This is a genomic window from Ruegeria lacuscaerulensis, assembly GCF_013034685.1.
Lineage (GTDB): Bacteria > Pseudomonadota > Alphaproteobacteria > Rhodobacterales > Rhodobacteraceae > Ruegeria > Ruegeria lacuscaerulensis_B.
On sequence record NZ_WQGO01000001.1, the window covers coordinates 847074 to 867826 of the forward strand.

The 20753-nt window shown below is 60.9% G+C and carries 22 protein-coding genes; 11 read left to right on the forward strand and 11 right to left on the reverse strand.

All coding sequences use genetic code 11. The annotated features are described in order from the left end of the window. Positions 1-11: 11 nt before the first annotated feature. Genes GOV80_RS04175 through GOV80_RS04185 form a run of 3 tightly spaced genes read left to right on the forward strand, consistent with a single transcriptional unit; the run spans position 12 to position 3543 of the window. Positions 12-1040 (forward strand): ABC transporter permease, encoded by a 1029-nt coding sequence (locus tag GOV80_RS04175; RefSeq protein ID WP_170769881.1) that lies wholly within the window; start codon positions 12-14, stop codon positions 1038-1040. Next, the gene (locus GOV80_RS04180; protein WP_170782950.1) at positions 1037-2191 is read left to right on the forward strand and encodes an ABC transporter permease; all 1155 of its coding nucleotides are present in this window, start codon (positions 1037-1039) and stop codon (positions 2189-2191) included. The genes GOV80_RS04175 and GOV80_RS04180 overlap by 4 nt, the downstream gene beginning before the upstream one ends. Beyond that, positions 2188-3543 carry a CoA transferase gene (locus tag GOV80_RS04185; RefSeq protein WP_170782951.1) on the forward strand — a complete coding sequence of 452 codons (1356 nt, stop codon included), beginning with the start codon at positions 2188-2190 and terminating at the stop codon, positions 3541-3543. The genes GOV80_RS04180 and GOV80_RS04185 overlap by 4 nt, the downstream gene beginning before the upstream one ends. Before the next feature lie 52 nt (positions 3544-3595). On the opposite strand, the gene GOV80_RS04190 is transcribed toward GOV80_RS04185, so the two are convergent. Next, positions 3596-5968: a mechanosensitive ion channel domain-containing protein gene (locus GOV80_RS04190; protein ID WP_170782952.1), complete on the reverse strand. Its 2373-nt coding sequence runs from the start codon at positions 5966-5968 to the stop codon at positions 3596-3598. Between the two features lie 367 nt (positions 5969-6335). Between GOV80_RS04190 and GOV80_RS04195 the strand changes: the two genes are divergently transcribed. Genes GOV80_RS04195 through GOV80_RS04225 form a run of 7 tightly spaced genes read left to right on the forward strand, consistent with a single transcriptional unit; the run spans position 6336 to position 12827 of the window. Next, positions 6336-7550 (forward strand): glycosyltransferase family protein, encoded by a 1215-nt coding sequence (locus GOV80_RS04195; RefSeq protein WP_170769877.1) that lies wholly within the window; start codon positions 6336-6338, stop codon positions 7548-7550. Next, positions 7547-8794 (forward strand): glycosyltransferase, encoded by a 1248-nt coding sequence (locus GOV80_RS04200; protein ID WP_170782953.1) that lies wholly within the window; start codon positions 7547-7549, stop codon positions 8792-8794. Before GOV80_RS04195 ends, GOV80_RS04200 begins: the two co-directional genes overlap by 4 nt. Next, positions 8794-9870: a glycosyltransferase family 4 protein gene (locus tag GOV80_RS04205; RefSeq protein WP_170769875.1), complete on the forward strand. Its 1077-nt coding sequence runs from the start codon at positions 8794-8796 to the stop codon at positions 9868-9870. Before GOV80_RS04200 ends, GOV80_RS04205 begins: the two co-directional genes overlap by 1 nt. Further along, positions 9867-10451 (forward strand): histidine phosphatase family protein, encoded by a 585-nt coding sequence (locus GOV80_RS04210; protein WP_170769874.1) that lies wholly within the window; start codon positions 9867-9869, stop codon positions 10449-10451. Before GOV80_RS04205 ends, GOV80_RS04210 begins: the two co-directional genes overlap by 4 nt. Beyond that, positions 10448-11590: a glycosyltransferase family protein gene (locus GOV80_RS04215; protein ID WP_170769873.1), complete on the forward strand. Its 1143-nt coding sequence runs from the start codon at positions 10448-10450 to the stop codon at positions 11588-11590. The genes GOV80_RS04210 and GOV80_RS04215 overlap by 4 nt, the downstream gene beginning before the upstream one ends. Further along, a complete protein-coding gene (locus tag GOV80_RS04220) occupies positions 11587-12354 on the forward strand; it encodes a polysaccharide deacetylase family protein (protein WP_170769872.1) in 768 nt (255 codons plus the stop codon). The genes GOV80_RS04215 and GOV80_RS04220 overlap by 4 nt, the downstream gene beginning before the upstream one ends. After that, on the forward strand, positions 12351-12827 hold the full coding sequence (locus GOV80_RS04225) for a class I SAM-dependent methyltransferase (protein ID WP_170782954.1): 477 nt from the start codon (positions 12351-12353) through the stop codon (positions 12825-12827). Before GOV80_RS04220 ends, GOV80_RS04225 begins: the two co-directional genes overlap by 4 nt. A gap of 23 nt (positions 12828-12850) precedes the next feature. Here GOV80_RS04225 and GOV80_RS04230 read toward each other — a convergent pair whose 3' ends face one another. Continuing rightward, positions 12851-13990 (reverse strand): alpha-D-ribose 1-methylphosphonate 5-triphosphate diphosphatase, encoded by a 1140-nt coding sequence (locus GOV80_RS04230; protein WP_170782955.1) that lies wholly within the window; start codon positions 13988-13990, stop codon positions 12851-12853. Between the two features lie 52 nt (positions 13991-14042). Here GOV80_RS04230 and GOV80_RS04235 point away from each other — a divergent pair, with 52 nt between their 5' ends. Then, complete coding sequence (locus GOV80_RS04235; protein WP_170782956.1) at positions 14043-14726, forward strand: DUF1045 domain-containing protein; 684 nt, start codon at positions 14043-14045, stop codon at positions 14724-14726. On the opposite strand, the gene phnN is transcribed toward GOV80_RS04235, so the two are convergent. The 9 genes from phnN to phnG are packed head-to-tail and all read right to left on the reverse strand — an operon-like array spanning position 14708 to position 20694. Next, positions 14708-15256: a phosphonate metabolism protein/1,5-bisphosphokinase (PRPP-forming) PhnN gene (phnN, locus tag GOV80_RS04240; protein ID WP_170782957.1), complete on the reverse strand. Its 549-nt coding sequence runs from the start codon at positions 15254-15256 to the stop codon at positions 14708-14710. The two genes, GOV80_RS04235 and phnN, sit on opposite strands and share 19 nt — an antisense overlap. Continuing rightward, the gene (phnL, locus tag GOV80_RS04245) at positions 15253-15936 is read right to left on the reverse strand and encodes a phosphonate C-P lyase system protein PhnL (RefSeq protein ID WP_170782958.1); all 684 of its coding nucleotides are present in this window, start codon (positions 15934-15936) and stop codon (positions 15253-15255) included. The genes phnN and phnL overlap by 4 nt, the downstream gene beginning before the upstream one ends. Before the next feature lie 3 nt (positions 15937-15939). Continuing rightward, positions 15940-16710 (reverse strand): phosphonate C-P lyase system protein PhnK, encoded by a 771-nt coding sequence (phnK, locus tag GOV80_RS04250; RefSeq protein ID WP_170782959.1) that lies wholly within the window; start codon positions 16708-16710, stop codon positions 15940-15942. 4 nt (positions 16711-16714) lie between these two features. Next, positions 16715-17119 (reverse strand): VOC family protein, encoded by a 405-nt coding sequence (locus tag GOV80_RS04255; protein ID WP_214646777.1) that lies wholly within the window; start codon positions 17117-17119, stop codon positions 16715-16717. Then, the gene (locus tag GOV80_RS04260) at positions 17116-17976 is read right to left on the reverse strand and encodes an alpha-D-ribose 1-methylphosphonate 5-phosphate C-P-lyase PhnJ (RefSeq protein ID WP_170782960.1); all 861 of its coding nucleotides are present in this window, start codon (positions 17974-17976) and stop codon (positions 17116-17118) included. The genes GOV80_RS04255 and GOV80_RS04260 overlap by 4 nt, the downstream gene beginning before the upstream one ends. Further along, the gene (locus GOV80_RS04265) at positions 17973-18569 is read right to left on the reverse strand and encodes an HAD family hydrolase (protein ID WP_170782961.1); all 597 of its coding nucleotides are present in this window, start codon (positions 18567-18569) and stop codon (positions 17973-17975) included. The genes GOV80_RS04260 and GOV80_RS04265 overlap by 4 nt, the downstream gene beginning before the upstream one ends. After that, positions 18566-19657, reverse strand: coding sequence for a carbon-phosphorus lyase complex subunit (locus tag GOV80_RS04270; RefSeq protein ID WP_170782962.1), 1092 nt, complete (start codon positions 19655-19657; stop codon positions 18566-18568). Before GOV80_RS04270 ends, GOV80_RS04265 begins: the two co-directional genes overlap by 4 nt. Before the next feature lie 3 nt (positions 19658-19660). Further along, positions 19661-20236 (reverse strand): phosphonate C-P lyase system protein PhnH, encoded by a 576-nt coding sequence (gene phnH / locus GOV80_RS04275; RefSeq protein WP_170782963.1) that lies wholly within the window; start codon positions 20234-20236, stop codon positions 19661-19663. Then, a complete protein-coding gene (gene phnG, locus GOV80_RS04280) occupies positions 20236-20694 on the reverse strand; it encodes a phosphonate C-P lyase system protein PhnG (protein WP_170782964.1) in 459 nt (152 codons plus the stop codon). The genes phnH and phnG overlap by 1 nt, the downstream gene beginning before the upstream one ends. Positions 20695-20753 lie beyond the last annotated feature (59 nt).

Sequence of the window (20753 nt, forward strand, 5' to 3'; positions counted from 1 at the left end):
GGAGCAGCTAAATGGTAATGCTGCGCTACGCGGTGTATCGCTTTTTCACGATGCTGCTGACACTGCTTGTGGTGTCGGTTCTGATCTTCGTGATCATCAACCTGCCGCCTGGCGATTACCTCAGCAACCAAATCGCCGAGCTTCAGGCCTCAGGGCAATCCGCCGGTGTGGCCAAGGCCGAATTCTTGCGTACCGAATACGCGCTGGACCGTCCGATGTGGGAGCAATACCTGATCTGGATGGGCTTCTGGCCCGGCCCCCATGGGTTTGAGGGGCTGATTCAAGGCAATTACGGCTGGTCCTTTGAATTTGACCGCCCGGTGGCCGAGATTGTGGGCGACACCCTGTGGCTGACCGTTGTGGTGAACCTTGCCGCAATCCTGTTTGTCTATGCGGTCGCTTTGCCGCTTGGTGTCCTTGCGGCGGCACGATCACGGACGTGGATCGACTATACCTCGGCCTTTGTGGGCTATCTGGGTCTGGCCACACCGAACTTCTTGCTGGCCCTGATCCTGTTCTACTACGGCCACCAATATTTCAACTTGCCCATCGGCGGGCTCATGGACCCGATTTACGAGGGTGAGCCGATGAGCTGGGACAAGATGAAATCCATCCTTCTCCACCTGATTGTGCCGACCTTTGTAATCGGTACCTCGGGCGCCTCGGCGATGATGCAACGGCTGCGCGCGAATATGCTGGACGAGCTGGGCAAACCCTATGTGGAAACCGCCATCGCAAAAGGCATGGCCCCGTCGCGGATGCTAACCAAATATCCGCTGCGCGTGGCCTTCAACCCGTTTGTCGCCGATATCGGCAACCTGCTGCCCTCGATGGTGTCTGGGTCGGTTCTGGTCTCGGTGGTGCTAGGGCTGCAAACCATCGGCCCGACCTTGCTGACCGCGCTGAAGACGCAGGATCAGTTCCTGTCTGCCTTCATCCTGATGTTCGTCGCACTGCTGACGCTGATCGGGACAATGATTTCGGACATCTTGCTGGTCATGTTGGACCCGCGAATTCGGTATGAGGGGCGTGAAGCATGACCAAACGCTCTGACGGTCGCTATGTCGACGATGCCCCCTTCGATCCAGACGCCGCCCTGCAACAGCTCGAGCGAGCTGATCTGGACGCCCCCAACTGGCTGCTGGTCTGGCGCAAGTTCCGCACGCACAAACTGGGCTTGATCTCGGGTATCTTCTTGCTGCTGTGCTACCTGATGCTGCCCTTTGCCGGGTTCATTGCCCCCTATGGTGCGAATGAACGCAATGACGAGCATCTTTATGCCCCGCCCCAAAGCGTCAACTGGTTCCACGAAGGCGAATTCGTCGGTCCGTTTGTCTACCCGACGGTGATCGAGGCCGACCTTGAGACCTTCCAGTGGAAAGCCGTGACTGACACCAGCGATCCGCGCCCGCTCCAGTTCTTTTGTGAAGGGGCCGAGTACAGGCTGGCGGGGCTGATCAAGTCGGACACGCATTTGTTCTGTGCGCCCGAAGGGGCAACGCTGTTCCTGTGGGGGTCCGACCGTCTGGGCCGGGATGTCTTCAGCCGCATTCTCTATGGCGCGCAACTGTCACTGACCGTGGGCCTGATCGGCATCTCGGTGTCGTTCTTCCTGGGCATCCTGTTCGGGTCGATGGCGGGCTATTTCGGCGGCAAGATCGACTGGGTCATCAACCGCGTCATCGAGATTCTACGCTCACTGCCCGAACTGCCATTGTGGCTGGCCTTGTCTGCAGCGGTGCCCTCGAACTGGAGCCCAGTGGCAGTGTTCTTCATAATCTCGATCATCCTCGGGATACTCGACTGGCCCGGCCTTGCCCGATCTGTGCGCGCCAAGTTCCTGTCGTTGCGCGAGGAAGAATATGTGCGCGCAGCCGAAATGATGGGTGCAAGCTCGGGCCGTGTGATCCGCAAGCACCTGCTGCCGAACTTCATGTCCCACCTTATTGCCTCGGCCACTCTGTCGATCCCGGCGATGATCTTGGGGGAAACGGCGCTGTCTTTCCTGGGCCTCGGCCTGCGGGCTCCAGCGGTTAGTTGGGGCGTGATGCTGAACGATGCACAGAACCTCGCCTCGATCGAGATCTACCCGTGGACGGCAATCCCGATGCTGCCGATCATCGTGGTGGTGCTGGCCTTCAACTTCCTTGGCGACGGGCTGCGCGACAGTCTCGACCCCTATCAGCAATGACACTGGTTTCGGCGCTTCCTGACCCGGAAAGCTATCGGGTAATCGGAAGCGGAGCGCGGCTCAGCGCCTTTGCGGTATCTGAACTGGCAACCGCCAGCTTTGCGGCGGTGGGGCAAGAGCTGGCGCGATTGATGGTGTCCCTGAACCTGACGTCCAGCGCGCCCGACGTCACGGTTGATCACCGGCTGGCTTCACTGTGGTATGGATTTTCCTTCAAGCCCGAAGGGTGGGAGATGCCGAGCCTCTGGGACGCCATCGCCGGGGATTATCAAGCCTCTGACGGGTGGATCAGGCTGCATACCAACCTGGCCCGCCACCGGCAGGCCGCATTGAACGTGCTCAAGGTCGATGCAGACCGCGATGCTGTCGCTCAGGCCCTCAAAACATGGGCTATCGCAGATCTGGAAACCGCCATCGTAGCCGAGGGCGGCGCCACCGCCGCGATGCGCAGCAGGGCCGAATGGCTGGAGCATCCCCAAGGCCGGGCGGTGTCGCGTGATCCGTTGATCGGCTGGCACAACCCCCGCCAGATCATGCTGCGCAACCGTCCAAAGGCCACGGCCAAACGGCCGCTTCAGGGCCTGCGCGTTCTGGACCTGACCCGCGTTCTGGCAGGCCCCATTGCCACCCGCACTCTAGCCGGGGTCGGGGCCGAGGTTTTGCGTATTGATCCGCCCGGCTGGGACGAACCCGGCGTGATCCCGGATGTCTCGCTGGGCAAACACTGTGCCTATCTGGATCTAAAGTCGCCCGCCGGAATGGAGACATTACAGGAATTGCTGTCTCAGGCGGATGTGTTCGTGCATGGCTATCGCCCAGGCGCGCTGGATGCGCTGGGGTTGACGCAAGCGAAACGGGACGCGATTGCGCCCAACCGGGTCGAAGTCACATTGAACGCCTATGGCTGGCAGGGGCCATGGGCGAACCGGCGCGGATTTGACAGCCTTGTGCAGATGAGCGCAGGCATCGCCGATACTGGCCGCATCTGGGCCAAGGCAGACAAGCCGACGCCCCTGCCGGTGCAGGCGCTGGACCACGCAACCGGCTATCTGATGGCCGCCGCCGTGCTGTCTGCTCTGGCCGAGGCCGCCCAAGGTAACTCAATCATGCAGGCCCGCTTGTCCCTTGCCCGAACTGCTGAATTGCTGGCCATTCTCAGCAAGTCCGAAACGTCTGAGGATATCGAAAATGCCAACCCGACCGACTATGCCCGCACGCCCGAGGAATCCGGCTGGGGTGTCGGTCATCGTCTAAAACCGGCCCTGAGGTTGAGCACAACGGACATGCACTGGCCTCTGCCTGCATCGAAACTGGGCACGTCCCAACCCGTCTGGCCAACGCTGAAGCCCTAGCGCATCCGCCGCGCGGTACGCGCGGCTCGGCCCAAAGGGGCGGGAGCACGTCCTATCTGTCATCCCCTCCGCCGGGGCCGATATCGTCCAGATAATCTTCGTCAATCGCGGCCTGCACCGCACCAGTCACCGCCTCGCGCTGTTTCGGCGTCAGGTCTTCGGGCGCTTTCTCATCGGCCAGACGCACCGTTACCTCGCGGTGCGCAAACCGGATACCTTCGCGGGCGAACAATTCGCGGATTTCCTGATAGACCTTTTTGCGCACCAACCACTGATCACCCGGCTTGGTCATGAACTTGACGCGGATGATCATCGCGGAATCCTGCATCTCGATCACACCCTGCGACTTGAGCGGCTGGATGAAATTGTCGCCGATAACCGGGTCGCTCAGCAATTGCTGCCCCAGCTTCTTGATCAGTTTGCGTACCTTCTCGACATCAGTGTCATAAGTTACGCGCAAGGGTAACTTCATGATCACCCAGTCACGGGAATAATTGGTCAGCACCTTGATCTCACCAAAAGGAATGGTGTTCAGCGCACCCAGATGATGACGCAGCTGGAACGACCGGACCGATATTTTCTCGACAGTGCCTTTCACATCACCAATGTCGATATATTCCCCTTTGCGGAACGCATCATCCATCAGGAAAAACGCCCCCGAGAAAATATCCCGCACCAGCGTCTGCGATCCAAACCCAACGGCCAGACCCACAACACCCGCGCCCGCAAACAGGGGGCTGACATTGATGCCCATTTCCATCAGCGCGATCAGCGCGATGGTTACGACAACCACCGCCAAGATCGCCCCCCGGAACAGAGGCAGCAGAGTGGCTAGACGGCTTTGCCCGCCTTCGCCACCTTCATCGCCCAGCTCGGCCTCGGCCCCGCCATCGTCAATCTCTTCAGCAATCTTGCTGTCAATCCAGATGCGGAAGAAATGGAACAGGACATAGCCAATGAAGATGATCACCATCACGTCCAGGAAACGCTCGATAGGCAGTTCCTCGCTCCAGCTGGCATCCGGGTTCCAGATGACGACCAGCGCATAAAGCCCAACCACAAAGGCCAGAATACCAGCCACACGGCGCGCCAGATCCTCATACGTCACGATGGAATGCGCGCGTTTTTCGGCCAGAGGGGTCTCGATTAACTCCTCCTCGGGCGCATCGGCGTCTTCGGCGTTCATCTCCTCCATCTGGCGGTTGCGGTCGAAATACCGCTCAAGCAGATAGTTCATCGCACCGTAAGCGATCACCACCGACATAAAGATGGCATAGCTACTGGCCACGATCGGGATCGAGTTCTGGTTTTCAAGCACCAGATCGACAGCCAGTTTGAACCAGCTGAACACGATATAGACGATCAGCGCAGGTGCCCAAGCCAGCGAGATGAAACGCAGGATCCACGACACTTGTTCCTTGGTACGTCCGCCCCGGATGGCATGGGAAATGGCACGCCCATTGAACGCGATCATCAGCAAATTGCCCAACGCACCCAACATGGTCAGGCCGCCATAGACCATGGCATAAACGTTATAGTTCAGCCCGAAATCCGCGACCCAGGTCGAAAACATCACGACCGAGATGTCATAGGTCGCAATCGCCGAAGCCCAGATGTAAAGCCGTTTGGCGTCCCGGTCCGAAAACGGCGGCAGGCGGTACTGGCTAAGATAGGGCGACAGCACCATACGCCACAGATCGGACACCGTGCGCGACAGGAAGAAGGCCGCGAATATTGCCGTGACCGTGAACTGGATCGAGATATCCTCAGCCTCGCCGAAAAACAGGAATCCAACGATCAGGGCCATCAGCATGGCAAAGATCGTACCCCCGATCCCCATAAGGAAGCGGAACACCAAAAACGGCATTTTTTCGCGGTAGCCCTGCGGGTTTTCCTTGGATCGCGCGACCACGATTCCCTTGGCGATGCGCTTGCCGTAAATCTCAGTTGACAGCCACCGCCCTAGCAACAGGAACAGGATGTTCCAGAACAACACCTCGACATAGGTCTGTATTCGGCCATCGGGGCTGGTTTGGCGCAGGACGTATTTCACCTCGAAAATCGAATAAGGCAGCGCCTCAAGCCGCGACTGCATCGACTCGCGGAATTTCGAAAACCGCTCCTGCGCCTTCATCAATTGCGACCCATCGGCCATCGGGTCGCCTGCGGCGTCCTGATTGGCCTGTGCCGGTGCACCCGACGATACGATTTTCCCCGCACTGTCGATGACGATTACGCTAGCACCAGCCTCGGTTGCTGAGCGGATCGCAGCAACCAGATCCCCATCTTCCGAGGCCTCGTCGGTGCTGTCCGCACCCGTTGTGTAGCCGGGAATGAGCGATGTTTGCGCTTCAGCTCCGCCTGCAAAAGTCAACGCGATTGCCCAGGTCAACAGCGCAAAAACGGCAAATAATCTTGTTGTCATCGGGTCTTTCATCCACGTCCGCATTTGCCCCGCAGCCTATAGAAGCACAATCCCGTGTTCAAATGCTCAACAGATGTCGACCCCAGTTCGTCTTTCCACGTGTTCCCACCGCAATAGCGGTGACCGAAGTATTTCCATCGCGATGGAAAGTGAATAAGACCGGGCCGGACAACAATTGAGGTTTTCGACCCGGAACCTGATGTAAAGCAAAGCGACGTTGGGCCATTTCATTGCAACATGTAGCCAAATCGCAATGTTTGTCGGTTTTGACCCGCCGGAACCGCGTTTTTTGCAAGCCGACCGAAAACAAATACGATAGAAGTGCACCCGCGCGGACATGCACCAAGACACGGACACAGGCAAAAGTATGAGCCTTAAAAGAAAACAGAAAATAGCCGGACGTGCGCCCCGCATTCTGTTCTACAGCCACGACACCTTTGGTTTGGGTCATCTGCGCCGCTCGCGTGCTCTGGCCGCTGCGATGACACAGGCGGACCCTTCGGCCTCGGCATTGATCCTGACCGGCTCGCCCGTTGCCGGGCGGTTTACCTTTCCGCGTCGGGTGGATCACGTTCGTCTACCCGGTGTTACCAAACGCGCTGACGGGTCCTATGCCTCACAGACCATGGGCATGGGTATCGAAGAAGTGACCGAACTACGCTCGGGTTTAATCCGAACGTCTGTGCAGCAATTCGATCCGGATGTGCTTATCGTCGACAAGGAACCTACCGGCTTCCGAGGCGAGCTGCTGCCGACTCTTGACTGTCTGATGCAAAGCAGAAGAACCAAAATGGTCCTTGGATTGCGCGACGTTCTGGATGAGCCCGAGGTTCTGGCCGCTGAATGGGATCGTAAAGAGGCGGTCGCTGCAACCGAGGCCTATTATGACGAGATCTGGGTCTATGGGCTACGCTCGATCTACGACCCGACACGTGGCCTACCGCTGAGCCCCGAGGTGCAATCGCGCATCCATTGGACCGGCTATCTGCGCCGTGATCTTGGCCCCGTGGGCGAACCGCCCGAGCAGCCATATATCCTGATCACCCCCGGAGGGGGCGGCGACGGCAAGGCGATGGTGAACCTTGTTCTGTCGGCTTACGAAAAAGACCCCACCCTGTCGCCCCGCGCCGTGCTGGTCTATGGTCCGTTCCTGTCGGGCGAGTTGCGGGACGATTTCGAAACGCGCGTTGCGGCGTTGAACGGTCGCGTGACTGCTGTCGGTTTTGAATCCCAGATTGAAACCCTGTTTGCCGGGGCCGCCGGTGTCGTCTGCATGGGCGGCTACAACACGTTCTGCGAAGTGCTGTCTTTTGACAAACGCGCCGTCATTGTTCCTCGCACGACCCCGCGTCTGGAACAGTGGATTCGCGCCTCGCGCGCAGAAGAGCTGGGGCTGGTGCGGATGCTGGACGAAAGCCGCGATGGCCTGACTCCCGAGGCAATGATTGCAGCCATTCGCGCCCTGCCCGATCAGCCCCTGCCGTCCCAAGCCATTGGCGACGGGCTGTTGGACGGGCTAGACTATGTCACGGACCGCGTTGACGCCCTGCTGAACGGAGAACAGGAACGGGCTATCGGATGACATCTGCGCCTCCTAATCTGGCGGTGCTGGTCAAAGGGTGGCCGCGCCTGTCGGAAACGTTCATCGCTCAGGAACTGGTTGCATTGCAGGATGCGGGCCATCGGTTCGACATCTGGTCACTACGCCATCCCACCGACGTCAAACGCCATCCGCTGCATGACCGGTTCAAGGGTCAGGTGCATTACCTGCCCGAGTATCTGTATCAGGAACCCCAACGCGTCTGGGCCGCGCGCCGTGCCGCGCAGGCCCTGCCCGGTTATGCCGAGGCCTACCGGATCTGGCGTGCAGATCTGCGCCGCGACCCGACTCACAACCGCATTCGCCGCTTTGGTCAGGCTTGCGTGCTTGCAGCCGAATTGCCGCAGGACACGCGGGTCATGTATGCGCATTTCATGCACACGCCGTCCTCGGTCGCGCGCTATGCCGCCATTATGCGCGACCTGCCGTGGAGCTTTTCCGCCCACGCCAAGGATATCTGGACCTCGCCCGACTGGGAAAAAGCTGAAAAGCTTCAGGCCAGCACCCATGGTGCTGCCTTTGGTGCAACCTGCACCGCCATCGGCGCCACGCACCTGCGCAACCTGGCCGACGATCCCAAGCGTGTCGATCTGATCTATCACGGGCTGGACCTGAGTCGTTTTCCGGACCCGCCCGAGCGCACGCAGCGCGCGCCTGACGCGCCGTTTCACATGATCTCGGTCGGGCGGCTGGTCGAGAAAAAGGGCTTTGACCGCCTGATCGACGCCTTCGCGCTGTTGTCCGAGGCTCTTGACTGGCACTGGACGCATATCGGCGGCGGCACGCTGGCCGAAACGCTGGCCGGGCGTGCCGAAGATGCCGGGCTTGCAGCGCGGATCACCTGGAAAGGGGCCTGCGACCAGCCCGAAGTTATCGAAGCCATGCGCAAGGCCGATCTCTTCGTCCTGCCCAGCCGCATCGCCGCCGACGGCGACCGGGACGGCCTGCCCAATGTACTAATGGAGGCCGCCTCGCAAAAGCTGCCAATCCTATCCACACCGGTTTCGGCCATACCAGAATTTATCGACACCGGAATCCATGGCCTGTTATCCGAAGATGCGCCCGCCGCACTGGCCGCAGCGATCACCAGGATGGCGCAAGACCCTGCTAAGGCGATGCAGATGGCCGGTAACGCCTATGACCGCCTGATCGCCGAATTCCGCATGGATCCCGGCATTGCTTTGCTGTCAAAACGACTAAGCACATTGGGGGCGGATCGGGGCTGATGGCACGCGTTGCGTTCTACACTCCGATGAAGTCCCCCGACAGTCCGGTGCCGTCCGGCGACCGGGAAATGGCGCGTAACCTTTTGGCAGCGATTGGTGCGCAGGGGGACGCGGTCGATCTGGTCTCGCATCTGCGCGTTTTCGACAAAACGGGCGACGCTCAGGTGCAGGATAAGCTGCGCACCGAGGCTGACGCCGAAGCCCAACGCCTGATCCATACGCTCGCCCCAGATACCGCCCTTTGGGTGACGTATCACAACTATTACAAGGCACCTGACTTGCTGGGCCCGCGAGTCAGCCGGGCGCGGAAAATCCCCTATGTGCAACTGGAAAGCACGCGCGCGACCAGCCGTCTAACCGGCCCCTGGGCCGGGTTCGCCCAAGCCGCCCATGAGGCCTGCGATGCGGCGCAGGTGATCTTCTACCACACGGCCAACGATCTGATCACACTGGAACGTGAAAGATACGGGTCACAGCAGCTGATCGAATTGCCGCCCTTCCTGCCTCGCGCGGACCTTCCGGGTGCGGCGGCTTGTGAAGGCCCCATGCTGGTCGTCGGGATGATGCGGCACGGGGACAAGCTAGCCTCGTACCAGATTCTGGCACAGGCTCTGGCGTTGCTGGACGGCGCGTGGTCTCTGAATATCGCGGGCGATGGCCCGGCGCGGGCCGAGGTTGAGGCTCTGATGGCACCTTTTGGGGCGAAGGTTCGTTTTTTAGGCCAGTTGGACCGCGCCGACGTGCAGGCGCACTATCAAAAGGTGTCGCTGCTCGTCTGGCCCGGCGTAAACGAAGCCTACGGCATGGTTTATCTTGAGGCGCAATCAAGCGGCCTGCCGGTCGTAGCGCAAGACCGTCCGGGCGTGCGCGACGTTCTGGCCCCGTCGGACTACCCAAAGGTCGAGGACGGCCCGGCCGGGTTGGCGCACCGGTTGCAAACCCTGTTGGCCAATCCCTCACTGCGCCGAGATATTGGCGCTGCGGCCCAAGCGCATGTTGCCGCGCGCCATCTTCAACCCGCCGCCACCAAACGCTTCTGGCAAGCGGTGCGACCCCTGATCGGGGGGCAAAAATGACCCGGCTTGCCTTGCTCCGCCATGGTCATACGGCATGGAACCGCGCCGGGCGTATCCAAGGGCGCAGCGATATTCCATTGGATGACGCGGCCCGGTCCGAGCTTGCGACTTACGCATTGCCCGAGCCGTGGGATCAGGCGGCGCTCTGGTCCAGCCCCCTGAAACGCGCGCAGGAAACGGCGCGTCTGGTGGCCGGGCGCGCGCCCCTGACGGCAGAAGCGCTGACCGAGATGAATTGGGGCGATTGGGAAGGGTTGCGCGGTGTTGACTTACTGGCTGAGCCCGACTGTGGCTATCGTCATATCGAGGATTGGGGGTGGGATTTCCGCCCCCCAAACGGAGAAAGTCCGGCCGAAGTTCGCGACCGTCTGCGCCCATGGTTGAGTGGCCTGACAGGCGACACGGTTGCTGTCTGCCATATCGGCATCATGCGGGTCATTCTGGCGCAAGCTTGGTCTTGGGAATTTGATGGACCCGCCCCTTTCAAAATCAAACGGAACCGGCTTTATATCATTGACATGAAGACCATGCGCGCCCAGACCGAACCTCTCCGCCTGATCAAAAGGGATGGCGCGGCATGAAGGTGATGATCGTCGTCACTCATCTGTTGGGCACGGGGCACCTGAGCCGCGCGCTGACATTGGGGCGCGCGTTTGTGCAAGACGGCCATCAGGTTCTGGTGGTAACGGGCGGAATGCCTGCGCCGCAGCTGAATGTGACGGGCATGACCTTGCTGGGTCTGCCGCCGCTGCGCTCGGACGGAACAGATTTCACCCGGCTGCTGACCCAGACCGACGAAGTTGCCGATGTAGCATATCTGGCCGGGCGGCAGGCAGCTCTGGTTGAGGCGGTGCGCAGTTTTGCCCCTGATGTGCTGATAACCGAACTATTTCCGTTTGGCCGACGGTCCCTGAGCGCTGAGTTCATTGCCTTGCTCAAGGCCGCCTCTGCACTGCCCAAACGACCGGTCATTTTGGGCTCGATCCGGGACATCCTTGCGCCGCCCTCAAAACCAAGCAAAGCCACGCGCGCAGAAGAGATCGTGCTGACCACATACGATGGGGTTCTGGTGCATTCTGACCCGCAGATGGTTTCGCTGGACGTAAGCTGGCCAGTGTCAGAGCGGTTGCGCCCAAGGCTGTACTACACCGGGTTTGTCGCCCCGGAGGCGGCCCCTCCACACCCCGACGCGTTGGGGCAAGGTGAGGTTCTGGTCAGCGCGGGCGGAGGCTCGGTCGGGCAGCCGATCTTTCGCGCGGCCATCGAGGCCACCCAAAAGATGACCAACAGGCGCTGGCGCCTGTTGGTTGGGGGGCAGGACGCTCAGGTGCGCATTGCTCAACTGTCGAATTTGGTGGGCATCGCCAATGTCACCGTGGAACCCGTGCGACCCGATTTTCGCCAGATGCTGCGCCACGCCGCAGCCTCGGTCAGCATGTGCGGCTACAATACAGCACTTGATATTCTTCAGGCCGCGACACCTGCGGTCTTTGTCCCGTTCGATGACGGCAATGAGGTCGAACAGACCCTGCGCGCCCAAAGCCTATCGGATCAGCCGGGGGTCGCATTGGTTGCCAGCCACGATCTGAGCGGTGCATCCCTTGCACAGGCTGTAGACCGCGTTCTGAACGCACCCGCGCGGCCCGTTCCCGACCACGGATTTGACGGCGCGGCCAAATCTGTCGAGATCGCCAAGGCTCTGCTGGAGCGTCGGGGATGAAGGTCGATTGGTACTCTCTGGAAGCAGAACTGGCACTGTGGCGGCAAGAGGGATTGTCACTGCCGCTTTGGTGGCGGGATGACGATGCGATCACCACAACCCCGCAATTGGAGCGTCTGACTCAGCTGTCCGACGCGCTTGGGCTGCCTGTTCATCTCGCCGTGATCCCACGGAATGCCGATCACGCTTTGGCCGACTATGTACAGGCACATTCAGCGCTAGTCCCAGTCGTCCACGGCTGGGCGCATCAGAACCATGCTCCGGCGGCCGAAAAGAAAGCCGAATTCCGGCTGCACCGACCCTTGCCCGAGATCATGAAAGACGCCAAAGCCGGGCTGGATAGGTTGACCACCCTGTTTGGGCACCGGCTACGGCCGCTATTCGTGCCCCCGTGGAACCGTATCGCGCCCGAAGTAGTGCAGATCTTGCCCACGCTGGGTTTCACGACACTTTCGACCGCGACGCCGCGCAAAATCGCGCAGCCCGCGCCGGGACTGGATCAGGTGAACACCCATCTAGACCCGATTGACTGGCGCGGCACGCGCGGGCTGGTCGCACCGGATCAGCTTGTCGCCCAGACCGTCGATCTGCTGCGCAACAGGCGTTTGGCGCACGCGGACAACGCCGAACCCTTTGGCTACCTGACCCACCACCTGGTTCACGATGACGAGATCTGGACCTTCACCCATGACTTCTTGCGGCGGCTTCTGGATGGGCCCACGACCCTCTGGACTGCCCCCGAGACTTTACGGAGACCTCAATGAGCCGATTGGATTCCATGCTGCGCCGCCTGACTGCCCAGCGCGACGGGCTGAACTGGGCGGTCGCGCAGATAGCGGACCACCCCGGAGACGTTCTGGACATGGGTCTTGGTAATGGCCGGACCTATGACCACCTGCGCGAAATCCTACCCGACCGGCGCATCTGGGTGATGGACCGGGTGCTGCAATGCCACCCCTCCAGCACCCCCCCTGCCGAGGATTTCCTGCAAGGCGAAGCTGAACCCATGCTGGAAAAACTGGCCCAGGGCGGGCCGAAGATCGCCATGGCACACTATGATTTCGGGCGCGGCATCAAGGCCGATGACGTGGCCGAAGCCGCCCGCCTCAGCCCCTTGATCGCGCAGGTCATGTTGCCCGGAGGGCTGCTGATCTCGGGGCAACCACTGGTAGGTTTCGACCAAATCACCGGGCCCGAAACCATCGCGCCAGACCGCTACCTGTTCTATCGCGCCTGATCAGACTGATCTGACGCACCCAATCAGGCCACACGCCGTCCGCGCGACCAAACGCCGTTCAACGCAGGAGCACCCTCGCGCAGACGGAACCGAATGACATCGGCGCGGGCACCTTCACGCAGCTCACCGCGATCCTGCAGACCCACAGCTTGTGCGGGTGTTTGCGTCACGGTGCGCAGACCACGCGCCATATTGCCCCACATATCGCCCAGGCGGGTTGCCGACAGCAGCAGCGCGGCGGGCACATAGTCTGACGACAAAATATCCAGATGGCCCAGATCAGCCAGTTCCTGCGCCGCGACATTGCCGGAATGAGACCCGCCCCGGATCACATTGGGCGCCCCCATCATAACCTTGATTCCGTGATCGTGGCAGGCCCGGGCGGCCTCGACCGTGGTGGGGAATTCGGCCAGCATGATGCCATGCCCCGCCGAAACGGCCACCTGATCCTGCGTCGTGTCATCGTGGCTGGCCAGCATCGCCCCGAACCGTTTGGCGGCCTTGACCGTCTCGACCTCGTGCTGATCGCCAAACCGATCGCGCAACGCCTTCAGTTGTGCCACGTGCTGCAGGAAGTCATCATCGTTCATGCCATGCTTGCCCTTCATGTAGGCCTCAAGCTGGGTCATATCGCGGAACTGCCTCTGGCCGGGCGTGTGATCCATCAGCGACACCAAACCGACGCGATCCTCGGGGCCGAACTCGTCCAGCTCGGCCACGAGGGTTTCCGAGCAGACCTCGGCCCGCAGGTGTAGAAAATGGCTGATCTTCAGCGCATCCTGTTCGCGCAGATCCCACAGCTCGCGCGACAGCTCGCGGGCGTATTTCTTGTAGCGGTTGCCCGATGGGATCGAACCGATGCGCATGGCGTCGAACACAGTGGTGATCCCGGTGCTGGCCAGTTCCGCATCGTGCGCCAAAATCGCCGCCGCATGGGGCCAATCGACTTTGGGGCGCGGCTGGATGTGGCGTTCCAGATTGTCCGTGTGCAGTTCGACCAGACCGGGGCAGACATAGTCGCCGCCGCAATCCACTGCGCCGGGCGGCACGGTGCTGCCCGTGGCGATCTCGGCGATGGTTTCACCGGTGACGCGGATGCTGCCTGTGACCGTCTCATCGGGCAGAACCAGCGTGGCATTGGCAAGGATCATTTCTTCTGTCATCTGAACTTCACACGGTCTGAGCTATTGGGTAGGCCACGCATAGGAGGCCAATGTGACATTCACGCGATACGCGATCTATTTTGCGCCACCCGAGGGGGCCGAGTGGACCCGGTTTGGCACAAGCTGGCTGGGCTGGGACGTTGAGACCGGCGCGACGGTCGCGCACCCCGATATCCCCGGCGTGGATGTGGCCGCCGTCACGCAGGTGCCGCGCAAATACGGGCTGCACGCGACGATGAAGCCTCCGTTCCGACTGCGCAACGGGCAGACGGTTGAGGCGCTGCGCGATGCTTGCGCGCAGATGGCCTCTGCGCAGGCTCCGGTCACGTTGGAGGGGCTTGAGATCGCACGACTGGGCCGGTTCCTGGCCCTGCGCCCCGCAGGTGGCGAGGCCGCGCTGAACGCGCTGGCCGCCGCCTGCGTGCGTGATCTGGACAGCTTCCGCGCGCCCGCATCCGAGGCCGAATTGCAGCGTCGTCGTGGCACCGGGCTGTCGCCAGCGCATGAGGCCAATCTGGTGCAATGGGGATACCCTTACGTGATGGACTCGTTCCGCTTTCACATCACCCTCAGCGGCAAGTTGGACAAACCCACGCTGGCCACCGTTCAGGATGCGTTGGACACGCGGCTTGCGCCCCTGCTGCCCACGCCGTTCCACATCACCGATCTGGCGCTGATGGGCGAGACCGAGGACGGGCGGTTTCACCTGATCCATCGCTATGCCCTTTCTGGCTGAAGCTGGGTCAGGATGGCACTGACCGTCTGGTCCAGCGGACCGGAATTGTCGATCTGCACCACCCGGCGCAATCCATCGGGCAGCGTGATCTGCGCGCGTGCAAGCCGACGAGCCTGATCCGTCGCACTTTCGCGCCCACGCGCCGACAGGCGCTGCGCCAGCACCCGCGGGTCGGCAGTCAGCGAGATCACAACCAGATCACCAAACACCTCTTGCGCGCGCAAAAGCACGGATCGGGACAGGTTCACCAAAACTGCATCCGCCTGCCCCCGCAGCTGCTGGATGCTTTGGGGCACCCCATACAGCAACCCATGGGCCGGCCAGTGCAGGGCAAAGGCATCCTCATCCACCATCTGCTGAAATGTGCCTTCGGAGACCCGGTCGAAATCTTCGCCGTCCTCGCCCTCGGGGCGGGTGATCACCCGGCGCATCCGGTGAATACGTGCGGAGCGCGCCACTAGCGCCTCGATCACGCTGTCCTTGCCAACGCCCGAGGGTCCGACGACCGCAATGACCGGTGCAAGGGTCATGCGGCCATCCCCGGTGTGAAATCCGATACGTTGATCTCACGGTCGCACACCCGTTCACGCGCGCCGACATCGTGGAAAATGCCGATGATCGCCGCACCGCGCGCCTTCGCTTCTTCGATCAGGCTCAGCACGGTTTCACGGTTCTGCACGTCAAGCGAGGCGGTGGGCTCATCCAGCAGCATCGCCGGATAGTCGTGCGCAAAGCCCCGCGCGATGTTCACGCGCTGCTGCTCGCCGCCCGAAAAGGTCGTGGGGCTGAGCGTCCAGAGGCGCTCAGGAATGTTCAGCCGCGCCAACAGCCCTGCCGCCTTGTCGAGCGCCGCCTGACGGTCGCATCCGACGGCCAGCAGAGGCTCGGCCACCACCTCAAGCGTCGGCACGCGCGGCACCACCCGAAGGAACTGGCTGACATAGCCCAGAGTGTCCCGCCGCAGGGCCAGAATCTCGCGCGGTTCAGCCTGCGCCACATCCACGCCGCCCACCATGACTTGCCCCGAGGCGGCCAGATAGTTGCCATAGATCACCCGCATCAGGGTGGATTTGCCCGCCCCGGACGCTCCGGTCAAAGCCACGCATTCCCCGGGGGCCACGCTGAGTGTCGCGCCCTCCATCACAGGGATCGCCGCGCTGCCCTGATTGTGCAGGGTAAAGCTTTTGCTGACGTTGTTCAGTTCAATCATCTCTCACACCTGCAACACGCTTGAGACCAGCAACTGCGTGTACGCATGTTGCGGATCGTCCAGCACCTGATCGGTCAGGCCGGATTCGACCACATGACCGTCTTTCATCACCATCAGCCGGTCCGCCAACAGGCGCACCACAGCCAGATCATGCGTGACGATGATGGCGCTCAACCCCATCTCGCGCACCAACCCGCGCAGCAAATCCAGCAGACGCGCCTGAACCGAAACATCCAGCCCGCCCGTCGGTTCATCCATGAAAACCAGCCGAGGCCCGGTCACCAGATTGCGCGCGATCTGCAACCGCTGCTGCATCCCACCGGAAAAGGCGGTGGGGCGGTCATCGACGCGGTTCGCTTCGATCTCGACCCGGCCCAGCCAGTCGATGGCCTTGTCGCGGATGTCACCATAGTGACGGTCGCCCACGGCCATCAGACGCTCACCAATATTGCCGCCCGCGCTGACAGTCATACGCAGCCCGTCGCGGGCGTGCTGGTGGACAAAGGCCCAGTCGGTGCGACCCAGCATCCGGCGCTCGGGTTTCGACATCGTCACCGTATCCACCGGCCCGTCGGTTCGTGTATCGAAAACAACCCGCCCCTCGTCCGGTTCCAGATGACCGGCCAGACAATTCAGCAACGTCGACTTGCCCGAGCCGCTTTCGCCCACAATTCCCATCACCTCACCGGGATAGAGATCAAAGCTGACGTCGGTACAGCCGATCCGGGTGCCATAGGTTTTTCGGATGTTCTGAACGCTTAACAGCGGGGTCATGGCTCTACCTCGGGTCATAGGCAAATTCGATCCGATTGCCGCCAGGCTCTTGGATCATGAAATGGATTTTTGGCCCAGCACCCGAAGGTTCGGGGGCAAATTCCACCTGAACGCCGGGCCAGTCTTTCACAGCGGCAAACACCACATCCAAAGACTCGCGCGACGGGATTTTGAACGCCACATGGTGCAACCCGACATTGGCATGACGATCGAAGCCGTGCTGATCTTCGCCCTTTTGCTGCCACAGCGTCAGAACCGCCGAGCCGTTGCTGATAAAGGCCGAGGGGTATTCGGGCCGTCCACCGACCACATCCCAGCCCAGCGCCTCGACAAAGAACGCCTTGGTCGCCTCAAGGTCCGAAACCGTCAGGCCCAGATGATCAATTCCCAGTACGTGTTCACGCATCATGCTGCATCCTCCTTGGCCAAACGCCCTTCGTGCCCCGCAGCGCGGCGTGAGCGGCAGTAATCGGTGTCGGAGCAGACAAACATTCGGTTGCCCGCATCATCCATGATCAACTCGTCCAGATAGCTGTCTTCGGCCCCGCACAGGTCGCAGGGATGGTCCGCCTTGGTCGCCTCGAACGGGTAGTCCTCGAAATCGAGGCTCACCACCTTGGTATGCGGCGGCACCGCATAGATGCGCTGCTCGCGCCCCGCGCCGAAGAGCTGGATCGCGTCCATCTCAAGCTTTGGGTTATCGAATTTAGGGATCGGAGACGGGTCCATCACATAGCGCCCGGACACTCTTACCGGATGGGCGTATGAAGTCGAAATTGCCCCGTGCTGACTAATATCTTCATACAACTTCACATGCATCAGCCCGTATTCTTCAAGCGCGTGCATCTTGCGCGTTTCCGTCTCGCGCGGTTCCAGAAAGCGCAGAGGCTCGGGGATCGGCACCTGATAGACGAGGATTTGATCCTCGGTCAGTTCCGCCTCGGGGATCCGGTGGCGGGTCTGGATGACGGTGGCCTTTTCCGTTTCTTCGGTGGTCGCGACCCCGGCTGTGTTCTCAAAGAACTTGCGGATCGAGACCGCGTTGGTCGTATCGTCGGCACCTTGGTCGATCACCTTAAAAGTATCTTCGGGTGTCAGTGTAGCAGCCGAGACCTGCACCCCACCCGTACCCCAGCCATAAGGCATCGGCATCTCGCGACTGGCAAAGGGCACCTGATAACCGGGCACTGCCAATCCCTTGAGGATCGCCCGCCGGATCATCCGCTTGGTCTGCTCGTCGAGATAGGCGAAATTGTAATCGCTCATAGTATTCCCCTCTCGGACAATTCTGTTTCCAGTGCTTCGGCGCCGACAAATTGAATAGCGTCCATTCCCACAGCACGCGCACCGTCGACATTGTGCAAACCATCGTCGATGAACACGCAGTCTTGGGGCTGAACAGCGGCCCGTTCGCACAGAAGTCTAAAAATACGCGGATCAGGCTTCATGACGCCTTCCTGACCCGACACCACCAACGTGCCGAACACCTCACCCAACCGGGGATGCACTTTCAGACCCTCTGGCCAGGTTTCGGCCGACCAATTGGTAACAGCGTGGACGGGGGTTCCATTCGCCTTGAGGCGATCGAGGATATCCCAAGTGCCGTTAACCGCGTTCTGAACAGTGAGTGTATATCGCTCCACGTAGGAGGCGAACAGGTTCTGATCCTCCGGGTCTGCCAACTCTTTGGCCATATCGGCGAACCGCTCGCCGTTGTCTCCCCGTGCGTTTTTGGCTTTGAACCCGGTCCGTTCGATGAAAGCATGGGCAGCTTCATCCGATCCTAGATCATCGACCCATGCAAGATGGGGGTGCCAATCAACCAATACACCGCCGATATCGAAAACAACGACCTTCATTCCGCAGCCTCCTTTGGGGTGATCCGTTCCTCGGCCTCGCGGCGTAGTTTTCGGACCAATTCCAGTTCGGACTGGAAATCCACGTAATGCGGCAGTTTGATATGTTCGAGGAAACCGGTGGCCTGAATGTTGTCGGCATGGCTTAGGACAAATTCCTCATCCTGCGCGGGCGCGCCCAGATTGTCTTCGCCCAACTCCTCCCACCGCAAGGCCCGGTCGACCAGAGCCATGGCAATGGATTTACGCTCGGACTGACCAAAGACCAAACCATAACCGCGGGTGAACTGAGGTGGTTCGGTTTTTGAGCCCTTGAATTGGTTAACTGTCTCGCATTCGGTCAACTCGACTTCACCGATTTCTATGGCAAAGCCCAACTCGGTAATGTCCATCTCGACTGCAACTTTGCCAATCCGCAGTTCGCCCACGAAAGCATGGTTGCGGGCGTATCCGCGTTGGGTGGAATACGCCATGCCCAGTACAAACCCTTCATCCCCGCGGGTCAGGGATTGCAGACGCAGGGGACGGGTCGAGGGAAACTCCATCGGTTCACGTGTCAGGTCGCCCGGTGTCTCGTCGCTGGTAGGTTCATCCTGAATGATGTCCTCACCCTTGAGGAATTCGGTGATATGTGGCGTTGGCTCGGTGCGCGGCGCGGCTTCGGGCGCAATCGGGTCGCCGCCTTCTGCGGCCAGTTTGAAATTCAGCAAACGATGAGTGTAGTCGAAGGTCGGCCCCAGCACCTGCCCGCCAGGCGCATCCTTGAACGTGGCTGAAATGCGCCGGTCGCAGGCCATATTGCCTGTCGCAACCGGGTTGGTGTACCCAAAGCGCGGCAGCGTCGTGCGGTAGGCTCGGATCAGGAAAATCGCCTCGATCAGATCTCCGCGCGCCTGTTTGATCGCCAGTGCAGCAAGATCAGGGTCATACAGCGACCCTTCCGCCATCACCCGGTTCACTGAAAGGCTTAGTTGTTCGCGGATTTGGGCGACGCTCAGCTCGGCCACGTCCGGCGCGCCTCGGCGCTCTTCGGCCAGCCAGGCATGGGCGTTCTCGATCGCCTTCTCACCCCCTTTGACAGCGACATACATCGGTTACACCTCCGCGCTGATCTGGGTACTGCGCGGCAAGGCCGCTACGGTTGCACCAGATGTGAAAAAGAAATCGCAGCCCAGCGGATAAAGCGCCGCGTTGGCTTGCAGCGCCGGAATATCAGGCAGCGACAGTCGGGCAGTGTCCCGGATTCCCGGTCCTGACAATTGGGCCCCCTGCGCACTCAGACCATCACACTCCACGATCAGGGTGGCCGAGCGGTCGGGATATTCTGCCGTCCCTATGCGATACTGCCCGATCGGCAACAGCGCTTGCCACGCACCGACCACAAAGTCGGCCTGCGCTGCATCCGTAAAGGGTGCGCCGGTGTGGAATGTCAGCCATCGCCGCACGGCATCCGTGTCTAACTCTCCGGCCAGACAAACCTTGGTGTCGGGGTCACACAATGTCAGCAGCAACGTGCCCGCCGCAACCGATAGCGGCGCAGGTGGCTGTGCCCCGGCCAGCGTTCTGATCTCACCCGGCCGCGCCATAACGTTCATCGCGGCGCGAAAGGCGTGAGACGACTGAACCGGAGCATTATCGAACCCACCCGAAAACTGAGCTTGTGCGGTCATCAATCCTCTCCTCGGACCAATGTGAAGAACTCAACCTTGGTGGCGGCAGCTTTGGCCGCGCGCCGGGTGTGGTCTGCCTGCACACGTTCTGACAAAGGGGCGATCACTTGGGCACGGACTTCATCCGCCGCAGCAGTTTGCATCAACGCGTCAATCAGCGCGGCAGCCTCAGATTTTGGCTTGGACCGGCCCTGGACATAGCCATGCCCGACCGTGCCATCCTCCAACACCACCGAACACCGGGTAACGGTCATTTCCCCCAGGTTGAATGGGGCGCCCGTAGCCCCCGCACGACCCCGCACCATAACGCCGCCGATTTCGGGGCGGCGCAGCCATTCAAAGCGCGGAGGCGTGGCATATTTCTGCCAAAGGGCCATTAATGCGTCTTCGGGCGCGCGGGCCAGAAGACCCATCCGCGCCCGACGCGCTTCGGTGTTGATTTCTGACAATTCCGTCATCGGACCCTCTTGGATGGGTTGTCTATTTATACTATACAACTAGACAAATATTACACCTC